The organism is Microbacterium sp. 1.5R, assembly GCF_007667425.1.
Lineage (GTDB): Bacteria > Actinomycetota > Actinomycetes > Actinomycetales > Microbacteriaceae > Microbacterium.
The window spans coordinates 414,151-426,641 of sequence record NZ_VDRC01000002.1; the positions used below are offsets into that span (position 1 = coordinate 414,151).

A 12,491-nucleotide genomic window follows, 5' to 3' on the forward strand; every position below is an offset into this window, starting at 1 on the left:
GACGCGCGCCGAAATCGGGCGACGCCCGCCCACTAGGCTCTCCCCGTGGATCATCTCGTCCCCGCGGCCCCGTGGCTGCTGGCGCTCGCCGGCGTGGTGTCCGGTGTCGCCTGCCTCGCCGCAGGCAGGGGCGTCCCGTGGCAGGCGCGACAGATGGCTCTGCTGCGGTCGGCCGCACTCCTCGCGCTGGCGTTCGGCGGCGGCGAGACGCTGCCCCGTCTGGTCATCGGCGTCGCACTCCTCCTATCGGCCATGATCGGGACGATCGGCGTCAGGGGGTCGAAGTCCGCGCCGATGTGCTTCCACCGAGCGCTGGTGTCGCTCGTGCTCGCCATCTGCCTGTGGGACACCGTCGCGGGCCCCGCCGCCACGTCGACCAGCGCTGCGGCCGGCCCGCACGACCACGGTCCCGCGTTCACCGGCGTGCTGTCGGTGCTCGGCATCGTCGGAGTCGTCGGCGTCGTGCTCTGGACGATCGTGTCGGAGCACGTGCTCGAACCCGTACGCGGCCGTCGAGCGCAGACGATGCTCGCCGTCGAGTCATGGTCCATGGCGGCGGGCGTCGCCGTGCTGTGCCTCGCGGTCTGAGGCTCGGAACCGAGGGGTGCCTACGCCATCCGGCGCACACAGCCCCGCATGCCGTCGCCTGTCGCTGACGCCCGCAGCGCCCGATTTCCGCGCACCCTCGTGGTCACCGTACCCTGATGGCATCCCCCGAAGCTCACCCGGCAACTCCGCGCGCCGGCGACCTCGGCGCGCTCACACATGCAAGGACGCAGATGAACGACACCGCACCCCACGATGCCTGGACGGCCCGCGAAGAGCTCGCCGAACGGATGATCCCGCTCATCGGCGCGCTCAAGCGCGACCGGGATGTGGTCACCTCCCTGCACGGCCACCGACTCGTCGGACTCTCGGCGACCGGCATCGTCGAGGTGCACGACCGCGTCGCCCAGCTCGGGCACGAGGAGCTCGCGCTCGAGGACACGCTTGCCGTCATCGAAGCGATCCATGCGCTGGCGCCGGGGGCGTCCTCGCTCGACATCGCCCGACTCGTCGAGGGCAGCCTCGACCGACGAGCGACCCTCACGGAGTACCTCGCCGAGGCGCTCGCCCCTGCTGTCGGAGCCACGGCGGCCGAGCCGACAGACGTCGTGCTGTACGGCTTCGGACGCATCGGCCGGCTGCTCGCCCGCATCCTGATCGCGCACACCGGCGGTGGCAGCGGACTGCGGCTGCGTGCCATCGTCGTGCGCCGCGGATCGGAGAACGACCTCGTCAAGCGTGCATCGCTGCTGCTGCGCGACTCCGTGCACGGACGGTTCGCCGGATCCGTCACCGTCGACGAAGACGCCGAGCAGATCATCGCGAACGGCACCCGGGTGCAGATGATCTACTCCGACGACCCCGCCTCGATCGACTACACGGCCTACGGCATCCACGACGCGATCGTCGTCGACAACACGGGGCGCTGGCGTGACGAGGCGGGTCTCGACCGCCACCTCGAATCGACCGGCGTCGCGCGGGTGCTGCTCACCGCGCCGGGCAAGGGCACGCTGAAGAACATCGTGCACGGCATCAACGACCGGACCATCACGCCCGATGACCGGATCGTCACGGCGGCCTCGTGCACCACGAACGCCATCACCCCCGTGCTCAAGGCGGTCGACGAGGCGTACGGAATCGTCCGAGGGCACGTCGAGACCGTGCACTCGTTCACGAACGACCAGAACCTCATCGACAACTTCCACAGCGGAGACCGCCGCGGGCGCTCGGCCGTCCTCAACATGGTCATCACCGAGACCGGTGCCGCCAAGGCCGTCGCGCGCGCCCTCCCCGAACTCGAGGGCAAGCTCACCGGGTCGGCGATCCGGGTGCCCACCCCTGACGTCTCCCTCGCGGTACTGCACCTCACGCTCGACCGCCCCGCCGAGAAGGACGCGCTCAACGACTACCTGCGCCGGGTCTCGCTGCATTCCAAGCTGCGTCAGCAGATCGACTACGTCGAGAGCCCCGAGGTCGTGTCGACGGACTTCGTCGGATCCCATCGCGCCGGCATCGTCGACGGACTCGCCACCATCGCGAACGACCACGATGTCGTCCTGTACGTGTGGTACGACAACGAGTACGGCTACTCCTGCCAGGTCATCCGCGTGCTCGAGGTCATGGCCGGTTCGCACCCGATCGTGCTCCCCGAGCGGCGTGAGGTGACTCTGCACGGCTGACCCCGACCCCGCCCCGCCCGCCCATGCCCCGTCGAGCGACCCCTTCGTGTACGAGTCACCCCCCTCGATGACGTCGACAAACGGGGAGGGTCGCGCAGAAGGGGGTGGGCCGGCGGGAGAGGGCCCGCCATGATGGGGGCATGAAGACCGCGACTCTGCTGGCGGAGCGCCTCCGGTCGCACCGGCTGACGGCCCCCGCGCGCACCGTGACGGACGCCGCAGCGCACATGCTGGCCGTGCAGAGCCAGGACTTCACCGCGGGGCGCTGGGCGCTGGCCTGCCGTACGCGGGGGAAGCCCACCCTCGCCGACGTCGACCGCGCATTCGACTGCGGAGACCTGGTTCGCACCTGGACCATGCGCGGCACCCTGCACACCATCCCCGCACGTGACCTCGGCTGGGTGCTGTCGGTCACCGCTTCGCGGCAGCGTCAGCAGGCAGCCGGACGCCGCCGCGACCTCGGCATCGACGACGCCATGATCGACGCCGTCACAGATGCTGTCCTGCCGCGGCTGCGCGACGGCGGACTCACACGTGCCGAGATGTTCGAAGTGTTCATCGGCGTCGGAGTCGACCCGACGGCGCAGCGCGGCATCCATCTGCTGAACGAACTCGCGCTGCGGGGCCTGCTCTGTCAGGGGCCCGTCGTCCCGCGCGACGGCATCGCGCGGGAGCAGCGCTTCGTGCTCGTCGACGAACACATCGGCGAGCACGCTCGGCCCGACGACCCGCTCGCCGAACTGTTCATCCGCTACATCGCGGGGCACGGACCCGCGACGGTCGCCGACTTCGCCTGGTGGTCCGGCCTGACTCTCGGACAGTCGCGGGAGGCGCGCGAACGGGCTTCCGGCCGGATCGCCGAGGCCGAAGAAGGCGTCTTCATCGCCGTGGACCGCCCGCGTCGCGCCGCCGATACGGCATCCGTGTTCGCACTCGCAGCGTTCGACGAGTACTACATCTCGTACGCCGACCGCACGGCCGTCTGCGCCCCCGAACATCTCTCGGCCGTCGGCCCCGGGAAGAACGGAATGGTTCGAGCCACCCTCATCGCCGGCGGAAGGGTGATCGGATGCTGGACGCACGCCGCAGCGCCGCTCGGAACCCGTCCAGAGATCTTCGACGAGGCGGGGCTGGTATCGGTCGACGAGGATGCCGTGCGCTCTGCGCTGTCGCGCTTCACGAGATTCCTCGGGGGCTAGGACGCGAGCTGGTCGCGATCACTCGCTCGCGTGCCGCCCGAGGATCGAGTCGCGCTGGTGCCGCCAGCGGACGGGGATCGCGATCACTCGCTCGCGTGCCGCCCGAGGAAGGAGTACACCTCGTTGTCGTCCACCCCGGGGAACGCACCCCGGGGGAGCGGCGAGAACATGTGGGTGTGCACCCGGGCGCTGGGCCACGCCTTCCCGTGCCAGCGCTCCGCCAGGTCGGACGACGGACGACGGCAGCAGGCTTCGTCCGGGCAGCTCGACACGGCGCGGTCGGAGGTCTCGCGCCCCCGCCACCACCGTGCGTCATCGAACGGAACACCGACCGTCACCGAGAACTCGCCGTCGGTCGACGACCCGGTCTGCGTCGAGCACCAGAAGGTGCCGGACGGGGTGTCGGTGTACTGATGATGCTCGGTGGTGCGGTTCTGCTGGGTGAAAGCGCTCCGCGCCTGGAACTTGCGGCACACCCGCTGGCCCTCCACCGCACCCGTCACGTCCATGGGCAGCGGCAGCCCGTCGTTCTCGTACACCCGCGTGATCGCCCCGGTGGCGTCCACACGGAGGAAGTGCAGCGACATGCCGAGGTGCTGCGTCATGAGATTCGTCATCCGCATCCCCGCCGCCTCATGCGTCACTCCGAACGCATCACGGAAGTCCTCGACGGCGAGGTTGCGGTCCTTCTTGGCCTGCTGCAGGAACGCCACTGCCGCCGATTCCGGCATCAGGCACGACGCAGCGAAGTAGTTGATCTCGAGTCGCTGCTGCAGGAAGTCCGCGTAGTCCGTCGGCGGCGTGTGGCCGAGCAGGCGGTGCGCCATGGCCTGCAGCGCCATCGACCGCAGTCCGTGACCACCGGGGATCGACGCCGGCGGAAGGTAGATCCGGCCGTTCTCGAGATCGGTCACCGACCGCGTCGAATGCGGAAGGTCGCTGACATAGATGAGGTCGAAGCCGAGCTTCTCGGCCATGATGCTCACCGTGCGGTGCGTCAGCGCGCCCTGCACGTGCCCGGCCGAGCGCAGCTGCTTCTCGGCGAGCTTGTCGATCTCGCCGAGGTAGTTGTGCTGTGCGCGCATCCGCAGCCGCAGCTCGGTGTTGGCGCGCCTGGCCTCCTCGGGCGTCGCGATCGCCTCCCGCTCGCGGCGCTGCAGCTCGCGGTGCAGCCCCAGCACCGACTCGATGGTCTCGTCGCTCATGCCCTTGGTCACGCGCACGGGGGCCACACCCAGCTGTCGGAACACCGGGCTCTCCTGCGCACGCTCCAATTCGATCTCCAACGCCGCGCGGCGGTTCGGCGGCTCGTCGGAGATGAGATCGGTCACCTCGGTGCCCGTCGCCTGCGCGAGCGCCTGCAGCAGCGACAGCTTCGGCTCGCGCTTGCCGTTCTCGATGAGGCTCAGCTGCGATCCGGCTACGCCGACCAAGGCCCCGAGTTCGTCGAGAGTGAAGCCGTTCGCCAGTCGGTGGTGGCGGATGCGGTGGCCGAGAGTGGCGAGATGGATGCCGGAGGGTGCCATTCCTTGATCCTATCGAAAGAAGTACGTTTCTTATCGATGTTTTCGCCGGAAAATGGCGACCGAACCCCAAGAAGATGGATGCAACGGCCCCCACTTTCAAGGAGAGCAGTCATGGCGATCGCCGAAGTCTTCACCCCTCGTGCAGCATCCGTCGCACCCGTGCGCACGTTCGGGACGGCACCGTCCTACGACAGCCCCGCGATGGCGGACCTCGCCGCGTGGGTCGACGAGATCGCCGCACTCACCCAGCCCGCATCGATCCACTGGGTCGACGGCTCCCGTGCCGAGAACGACTGGTTGCTGCGCGGCCTCGTCAGCGAGGGCAAGCTCATCAAACTCAACCCCGAATGGCGGCCGGGGTCGTACCTCGCCCGCTCGCACCCCAGCGACGTCGCCCGTACCGAGGGTCGTACCTACATCGCGTCCGAGCGCGAAGAGGATGCCGGCCCCACGAACAACTGGGCCGACCCTTTGCAGATGCGCGAGAAGATGACCGAGATCTTCGAGGGCTCGATGCGCGGACGCACCATGTTCGTCGTGCCGTTCTCGATGGGCCCGGTCGGCGGCCCCCTGTCGCACATCGGCGTCCAGGTCACCGACAGCGCCTACGCCGTCGCCTCCATCGGCATCATGACGCGTGTCGGCGACGCCGTGACCCGTCAGATCGCCGAGGGCGCCCCGTGGGTGAAGACGGTGCACTCGGTGGGTGCTCCGCTCGGCGCCGGCGCTCCCGACGTCGAGTGGCCGTGCAACGACGACAAGTACATCGTGCACTTCCCCGAGACGCTCGAGGTGTACTCCTTCGGCTCCGGGTACGGCGGCAACGCCATCCTCGCGAAGAAGTGCTTCGCGCTGCGGATCGCCTCGGTCATCGCCCGCGATGAGGGATGGCTGGCCGAGCACATGCTGCTCATCCGGGTCATCGATCCGAGCGGGAAGGCGTACCACGTCGCCGCGGCGTTCCCCTCGGCGTGCGGCAAGACGAACCTCGCCATGCTGCGCCCGACGATTCCGGGGTGGCGCGTCGAGACGCTCGGTGACGACATCGCGTGGATCCGCCCCGGCGAGGACGGACGCCTCTGGGCCATCAACCCCGAGGCCGGGTTCTTCGGCGTCGCCCCCGGCACCGGCGAATCGACCAACGTCACGGCTGTCGAGACGCTGTGGGGCAACACGATCTTCACGAACGTCGCGCTCCGCCCCGACGGCGACGTGTGGTGGGAGGGGCTCACGGACAACGCGCCCGCGGACCTGATCGACTGGGAGGGCAACCCGTGGACGCCCGACTCCGGACGCCCCGCCGCGCACCCGAACTCGCGCTTCACGGTCTCGGCGGCGCAGTGCCCGCAGATCTCCGAGGACTGGGAAGAGGCCGTGCCGCTCGACGTCATCCTCTTTGGCGGACGCCGTGCGAGCAACGTGCCACTCGTCGTCGAGGCCACCGACTGGACGCACGGCGTCTTCCTGGGCTCGAACATCTCGTCGGAGCGCACCGCCGCCGCCGAGGGCACGGTCGGCGAGCTGCGCCGCGACCCGTTCGCGATGCTCCCGTTCTGCGGCTACAACATGGCCGACTACTTCGGCCACTGGCTCAAGGTCGGTCGCACCCTGCGGTTCGACCGCGCGCCGCGCATCTTCCAGGTGAACTGGTTCCGCCGTGGCGACGACGGCCGATTCCTGTGGCCCGGATTCGGCGACAACTCGCGCGTCGTCGACTGGATCATCCGCCGCATCTCGGGTGAGGTCGGAGCCGTCGACAGTCCGGTCGGTCGACTGCCGATCGTGTCGGACCTGAACCTCGCCGGTATTGACGTGCCAGAGGCCGACCTCGACGAGCTGTTCTCGGTCGATGCGGAGGCGTGGAAGACCGAAGCCGACCTCACCGAGGAGTTCTACGACACGTTCGGCGACAGGGTGCCGGCCGCGCTGCGCGCCGAGCTGGCCTCGCTGCGCTACCGCCTCGACAAGGCGTGAGAGCCGGGCGCCGGTTCGGGGGAGCCGGCGCCCTACACCTCCCTCTTCGCGAGGGAACCAGACCCGCGAGGGCGGGAAGTCAGAGACGAACCCATGGCTGAGTGGTCTCCGGCATCCCGCCCTCGCGTTTTCGTGTCAGCTCGCGCCCTGAGAACAGGACGATCGCCTCAGATCAGGACGATCCTTGGCGGATGCTCCTGATCTGGGGCGATGTTCCTGATTTGGGCGGGCGCGTCTGGTCTAGGCGCATGCCCTGAGAACAGGATCATCTCCCGAGATCAGGAGGATGCGCGCCGGATGCTCCTGATCTGGGACGATGCTCCTGATCTGGGCGGGTGCGGTGGATCTGGTCGCGTGACCGCAGGAACCTACGCCAGCAGCTGATGCCGAGCGAGGTCGCGGTACAGCGGCGTCGATTCCACGAGTTCGGCGTGCGTGCCCTCCCCGACGACGACGCCGTCCTGCAGCACGACGATGAGGTCGCTGTCGACCACGGTCGAGAGGCGATGCGCTATCACGATGAGGGTGCGGTCGGTCGACACGGCGTCGATGGCTTCCCGCATCCGCTGTTCGTTCACACCGTCGAGCGACGACGTCGACTCGTCGAGCAGCAGGATCGGCGCATCCGTCAGCAGCGCCCTGGCGATGGCGAGCCGCTGACGCTCACCTCCCGACAGCATCACCCCGTCCTCACCCACAGGCGCCTGGAGGCCCAACGGACTTCTCTCCAGCACCTCGCCGAGGTTGACGGCCCGCAGCACCTGCTCGCACGCGGCGTCCGAGGCGTCCGGTGAAGCCAGCCGCAGGTTGTCGGCGAGCGTGCCGGCGAGTGTCGGCGCATCCTGCTCGACGTATCCGAACTGAGCCCGCAGCTCATCGCGCGGATACGTGCGCGCGTCGTGCCCGTACAGACGGATCGACCCGCCCGTGGGGTCGTAGAAGCGCTCGACGAGCGACAGGATCGTGCTCTTGCCGGCGCCGCTCGGCCCGACGAGCGCCACGCGGGCTCCCCGAGGCACGGTGAACGACACTCCGCGGAGCACCTCCCGGTCGGAGCCGTCGTCGACGTCGTCGGTCGGGTCGAGGTGAGCGTCGGCGAGCAGCGTGCGCGCCTCCTTCTCGGCCGCGGCCCGCGCCGCGACCACGTTCTCCGGGTACTGGAACCGCACGTCGCGGAACTCGATCGCCGGTGCATGGGGGTCGGCATCGTCGCGTGTGATGGCGGCCGCGATCTCGGCATCCCGCTGCGTCTCCGTCGGCAGATTCAGGACCTCCTGGATGCGCCCCAGCGCCCCCAGTGCCTGATTCACCGAGGTGATCGCGCCGAAGGTCGTCGCGAGCGGCATCACGAGCATGAACAGGAACATGATGAAGGTGATGAGCGAGGCGATGGTGATCGTGCCGTCGGCGACGCGGAACCCGCCGACGCCGAGCACCACCAGCAGCGAGACCTGCAGGGCCACGCCCGCGATCGGCACGACCAGCGACGAGATCTTCGCGATCCGCACGCCGATGCCGTAGGCCTCCGAGGCGAGGGTAGACACCGACTCCGTCTCGCGCTCGGTCGCACCGGACGCGCGCACCGTGCGGATCGACCCGACCGCGCGCTCGACGCCGGAGGCGAGCTCGCCCACCTTCTCCTGCTGGGCGGTGGATGCCGTGCGGATGCGCCCGCTCAATGCCGTGACCACGGCGACCGAGGCGCCGATCACGAGCACGATGAGCAGCAGCAGGACCGGGTCGATGAGCAGCATCGCGATGAGAGCGCCGAGGAACAGGATGGCGCTGCCCACGGCATCCGCCAGTCCCTGGGTGAGCACGGCGTACAGCAGCGTCGTGTCGGTGCCGACCCGCGAGACGAGGTCGCCGGTCCGGCGGGCGTCGAACTCGCTGACGGGGAGATGCAGGATGCGAGAGATGAGTTTGCGCCGGCTCGAGTACACGACTGCAGTGCCGGTGCGCTGCAGCAGGTAGTGCTGGTAGCCGGAGATGACCGAGGAGACGATCACGAATGCCACGAGGAGCCAGACGAGGATGCCGATGCCGGCGTCGGACTGCACGGCCTCGATCACCTGGCCGACGAGCAGAGGCTGCGCGAGCGAGGTCGCGGCGCCGAAGACGCTGAGGATCGCGACGACGATGAGCGTGCGCTTGTGCTCGAACAGGAAGGGGAGGAGCTGGCGGAAAGTGGCGCGCGGACCGTCGTGCGGTGCGCCCCGTCCGCGTCGGCGTGACGTCGCCGTGCTGGACATGCGGGACCTCGTTCTGAAAGGGATACTCCGACCGTACTTTCGTGCGGCCGGGGATTCTGTGGGTGGGCTGTGCGTCAGCGGCTGCCGAACCGCCGGTGCGCGGCCTGCTTGCTGACGCCGATGGCGCCGGCGATGGCCTGCCAGGAGTAGCCGAGGTTGCGCGCACGGCGCACTTCGGCCTCTTCCGCGCGCGCGATCTCGGTACGGAGCTTCGCGAGGCGATGCAGCTCGGCGATGGGTTCGCCGCGGTCTTCGAGGGCGTGTGCTGTCTTGAGCGTCATGAGAACCTCCGAGGTCAATGTATGTTGACGCACGCCAGGAAGTCAAGTCATGTTGACATTGCTCTTGCGCAGGAGAATCGCACTTCGGAAGGACCGACGCCCGACCTCCTCCCTTGCGCGGCGCATTTCTCCTTCGGAGCGGGTCCGGCAGAATCCCGTCCGGAGCGGATGCAGCAGTGGGCGAGCAACACAGAGCGAGGATCCGCGGGCCCATCGCATAGGGTGTGCGGATGCCGAAGAAGCCATGGATCCTGTTCGACGTCGGGGGAGTGCTGGAGGTCGTCGACGACGACACCTGGCAGGAGGAGTGGTGGGACAGGGTGCGGGCGGTCTCGGGTCTCGCCCCGCACGACGTGGACGCGCGGGTCGCTGAGGCCGACCTGCCGAGGATCGACCTCACCGTCGGCACCGAGAACGCCTTCTGGTCCGGCCTCGCCGAGGCGCTCGACCTCGACGACCAGCAGCGCTCCGCCATCCGGGCGGACTTCTGGGACGCCTACTGCGGCACCGGCAATCAGGAGCTGATCGAGTACGCCCGCTCCCTGCGGTCGCGAGCCGGTGTGGCGATCCTCTCCAACTCCGCCGATGGAGCACGCGAGGAGGAGGAGCGCCGCTTCGGCTTCGCGTCGATCTTCGACCCGATCTGCTACAGCCACGAGCTGGGCGTCGCCAAGCCCGAGCCGCAGGCGTACCTCCTCACGCTGCAGGCTCTCGGCGCAGATCCGTCGGACGTCCTCTTCATCGACGACCACCGGGTGGCGATCGAGGGGGCGGATGCTGTCGGCATCCGCGGCATCCTGCATCGGGAGAACGCGGTGACTATCTCTGCTGTCGAGGAGTTCCTGGCTGGGCACTGAGCGAGCGCGAACGGAGAACGGCCGCACCCCGATGGGAGTGCGGCCGTTCTCGATGACGCGCCGGTCAGAGCTCGACGGCGGCGGCGACTCCGAGGTCGGACTCGTAGTCGGTGTCCTTCGTCTCGGGCGACAGGGCGAGCGCGATGAACGTCAGCACGCCCATGACCGAGAGGTAGATGCCGACCAGCCACGGCGCGCCGTCACCGAGCTCCCACAGCCACACGGCGATGAGAGGAGCGACCGCGGCCCCGAGGATCGACGACACGTTGTACGAGATCGCGGATCCCGTGTAGCGCACGTTCGTCGGGAACAGCTCGGGCAGCAGCGCTCCCATCGGCCCGAACGTGGCGCCCATGAGCATGAACCCGAACACGAGGAACGCCTGTGCGAGCGCGCCGGTGAACTTCGGGTCCATCGCCGGCAGCAGGAAGGCGTTGAACGTGAGGCCGAACACGATGATGAGTCCGGTGACCCACATCAGCAGCTTGCGGCGTCCGATCGAGTCGGCGATGGGGCCCGACAGCAGGGTGAAGATGCCGAAGAACACGACACCGACGATCTGCATGAGCACGAAATCGGTGTAGCCGAAGCCGAGGCCGGGGTAGAACTGGGCGGCGAACGCCGAGGCGTCGAAGTCGTTGCCGGCAGCTTCGGCAGCCGCCTGCGCGGCCGCGGATGCCGTCTCGAGCGACGCCGGCTTGGTGCCGTAGGCCAGCGTGAAGTTCGTCATCAGATAGAACAGCACGTAGGTGGCCAGCATGATGAAGGTGCCGAGGATCAGCGCCTTCCAGTGGTGACGGAACACGGTCGCCAGCGGCAGCTTGCGGATCGCGCCGACCTTCTCGGCCTTCTTGAACGTGTCGGACTCGACGAGCTTGAGACGCACCCACAGGCCGATGATGACCATGACCGCCGAGAACAGGAACGGGATCCGCCAGCCCCACGAGAGGAACGCCTCGGACTTGAGCGCGGGGTTCTCGGCATGCGGCAGCAGCCAGTTGATCGCGAGGAAGAGGAAGTTCGCGATGATGAAGCCGAGCGGGGCCCCGAGCTGCGGGAACGTGCCGTACCAGGCGCGCTTGCCGGCGGGGGCGTTCTCGGTGGCCACGAGCGCGGCGCCCGACCACTCACCGCCGAGCGCGAACCCCTGGAACAGGCGAAGGATGAGCAGCAGTAGCGCCGCCCACCAGCCGATCTGCTGGAACGTGGGGAGGAGACCGATCACGAACGTCGCGATGCCCATCGTGAGCAGCGACGCGACGAGGGTGGCCTTGCGGCCGAACTTGTCGCCGAAGTGCCCGAACACGACGGCGCCGATCGGACGCGCGATCATCGCGGCACCGAACACCGCGAACGACGAGAGCAGCGACGTGGTGTCGTTGCCCGTCGGGAAGAAGAGGACGGGGAAGACGAGCACGGCGGCGGTCGCGTACGCGTAGAAGTCGTAGAACTCGATCGTGGTGCCGACGAGGCTGGCGGTGATGACCCGCGAGCGTGGATTCGCGGGGGCTGTGGACGTACTCATGCTGCTCCTTAGATCCGTACGCCGGTATACCAGCGCACCGGCCGATCCTACGCCTTCCTGGGAGTTCGCTGGGCGTCGATGACGGTTCGCGGGGCGAGCCGTCCGTCGGACGTCGTGCGTAGAGTCGAAGGAACCGCCCGTGGAAGGATGCCGATGGCCACCCGGATGCTGCTCCTCGCCGACACGCACGTACCCAAGCGCGCACGGCGCCTGCCCGATGTTGTGCTCCGCGCGATCGACGACGCGGACGTCGTCGCACACGCGGGGGACTGGGTCGATCTGGCGACTCTCGACCTGATCGAGTCACGATCGCGAGTGTTCCACGGGGTGTACGGCAACAACGACGGCCCCGAGCTCCGCGAGCGCCTGCCCGAGGTCGCGCGGTTCGATGTCGAAGATGTGAGGATCGCGATGATCCACGAGACCGGCCAGGCCGCTCGCCGGGAGCAGCGGATGGACGAGGCCTTCCCCGACGCCGACCTGCTGATCTTCGGGCACTCGCACATCCCGTGGGACGCGGTCGCCCCGTCCGGCATGCGGCTGCTCAACCCCGGCTCGCCGACCGACCGCCGTCGACAGCCGGTGTGCACCATGATGACGGTGACGATCGACGGCTCCGGTGTCGAGGCGAGTCTGGTGCCGGTCACGTGAG

At 68.7% G+C, this 12,491-nt stretch carries 10 protein-coding genes; 6 read left to right on the forward strand and 4 right to left on the reverse strand.

Annotated features, from left to right (window positions below; translation table 11 throughout):
- The first annotated feature begins 45 nt into the window (after positions 1-45).
- From FSY98_RS12900 to FSY98_RS12910, 3 genes are all read left to right on the forward strand, one after another.
- A complete protein-coding gene (locus tag FSY98_RS12900) occupies positions 46-588 on the forward strand; it encodes a hypothetical protein (protein WP_144877071.1) in 543 nt (180 codons plus the stop codon).
- A gap of 191 nt (positions 589-779) precedes the next feature.
- Positions 780-2,225 (forward strand): glyceraldehyde-3-phosphate dehydrogenase, encoded by a 1,446-nt coding sequence (locus FSY98_RS12905; protein ID WP_144877724.1) that lies wholly within the window; start codon positions 780-782, stop codon positions 2,223-2,225.
- A 140-nt stretch (positions 2,226-2,365) separates the two neighbouring features.
- Positions 2,366-3,424 (forward strand): winged helix DNA-binding domain-containing protein, encoded by a 1,059-nt coding sequence (locus FSY98_RS12910; RefSeq protein WP_144877072.1) that lies wholly within the window; start codon positions 2,366-2,368, stop codon positions 3,422-3,424.
- Between the two features lie 83 nt (positions 3,425-3,507).
- Here the strand turns inward: FSY98_RS12910 and FSY98_RS12915 are convergent, their stop codons facing one another.
- The gene (locus FSY98_RS12915; protein WP_144877073.1) at positions 3,508-4,950 is read right to left on the reverse strand and encodes an XRE family transcriptional regulator; all 1,443 of its coding nucleotides are present in this window, start codon (positions 4,948-4,950) and stop codon (positions 3,508-3,510) included.
- 111 nt (positions 4,951-5,061) lie between these two features.
- Here FSY98_RS12915 and FSY98_RS12920 point away from each other — a divergent pair, with 111 nt between their 5' ends.
- On the forward strand, positions 5,062-6,924 hold the full coding sequence (locus tag FSY98_RS12920; RefSeq protein WP_186307681.1) for a phosphoenolpyruvate carboxykinase (GTP): 1,863 nt from the start codon (positions 5,062-5,064) through the stop codon (positions 6,922-6,924).
- Positions 6,925-7,292: 368 nt separating this feature from the next.
- On the opposite strand, the gene FSY98_RS12925 is transcribed toward FSY98_RS12920, so the two are convergent.
- On the reverse strand, positions 7,293-9,176 hold the full coding sequence (locus FSY98_RS12925; protein WP_144877074.1) for an ABC transporter ATP-binding protein: 1,884 nt from the start codon (positions 9,174-9,176) through the stop codon (positions 7,293-7,295).
- Positions 9,177-9,250: 74 nt separating this feature from the next.
- On the reverse strand, positions 9,251-9,457 hold the full coding sequence (locus tag FSY98_RS12930; protein ID WP_144877075.1) for an AsnC family protein: 207 nt from the start codon (positions 9,455-9,457) through the stop codon (positions 9,251-9,253).
- Positions 9,458-9,687: 230 nt separating this feature from the next.
- On the opposite strand from FSY98_RS12930, the gene FSY98_RS12935 reads away from it, so the two are divergent.
- Entirely contained in the window at positions 9,688-10,314 is a 627-nt protein-coding gene (locus FSY98_RS12935; RefSeq protein ID WP_260857397.1) for an HAD family hydrolase, read from the forward strand.
- A 64-nt stretch (positions 10,315-10,378) separates the two neighbouring features.
- Here the strand turns inward: FSY98_RS12935 and FSY98_RS12940 are convergent, their stop codons facing one another.
- Positions 10,379-11,839, reverse strand: a complete 1,461-nt coding sequence (locus tag FSY98_RS12940; RefSeq protein WP_144877076.1) for an MFS transporter — start codon at positions 11,837-11,839, stop codon at positions 10,379-10,381.
- Positions 11,840-11,992: 153 nt separating this feature from the next.
- Here FSY98_RS12940 and FSY98_RS12945 point away from each other — a divergent pair, with 153 nt between their 5' ends.
- Entirely contained in the window at positions 11,993-12,490 is a 498-nt protein-coding gene (locus FSY98_RS12945) for a metallophosphoesterase (RefSeq protein WP_144877077.1), read from the forward strand.
- Position 12,491 lies beyond the last annotated feature (1 nt).

What these genes read in the sequence shown, in the direction of transcription:
- FSY98_RS12905 (WP_144877724.1), top strand. Translation starts at nt 780, where the DNA reads ATGAACGACACCGCACCCCACGATGCCTGGACGGCCCGCGAAGAGCTC.
- FSY98_RS12910 (WP_144877072.1), top strand. Translation starts at nt 2,366, where the DNA reads ATGAAGACCGCGACTCTGCTGGCGGAGCGCCTCCGGTCGCACCGGCTG.
- FSY98_RS12915 (WP_144877073.1), bottom strand. Translation starts at nt 4,950, where the DNA reads ATGGCACCCTCCGGCATCCATCTCGCCACTCTCGGCCACCGCATCCGC.
- FSY98_RS12920 (WP_186307681.1), top strand. Translation starts at nt 5,062, where the DNA reads ATGGCGATCGCCGAAGTCTTCACCCCTCGTGCAGCATCCGTCGCACCC.
- FSY98_RS12925 (WP_144877074.1), bottom strand. Translation starts at nt 9,176, where the DNA reads ATGTCCAGCACGGCGACGTCACGCCGACGCGGACGGGGCGCACCGCAC.
- FSY98_RS12930 (WP_144877075.1), bottom strand. Translation starts at nt 9,457, where the DNA reads ATGACGCTCAAGACAGCACACGCCCTCGAAGACCGCGGCGAACCCATC.
- FSY98_RS12935 (WP_260857397.1), top strand. Translation starts at nt 9,688, where the DNA reads ATGCCGAAGAAGCCATGGATCCTGTTCGACGTCGGGGGAGTGCTGGAG.
- FSY98_RS12940 (WP_144877076.1), bottom strand. Translation starts at nt 11,839, where the DNA reads ATGAGTACGTCCACAGCCCCCGCGAATCCACGCTCGCGGGTCATCACC.
- FSY98_RS12945 (WP_144877077.1), top strand. Translation starts at nt 11,993, where the DNA reads ATGGCCACCCGGATGCTGCTCCTCGCCGACACGCACGTACCCAAGCGC.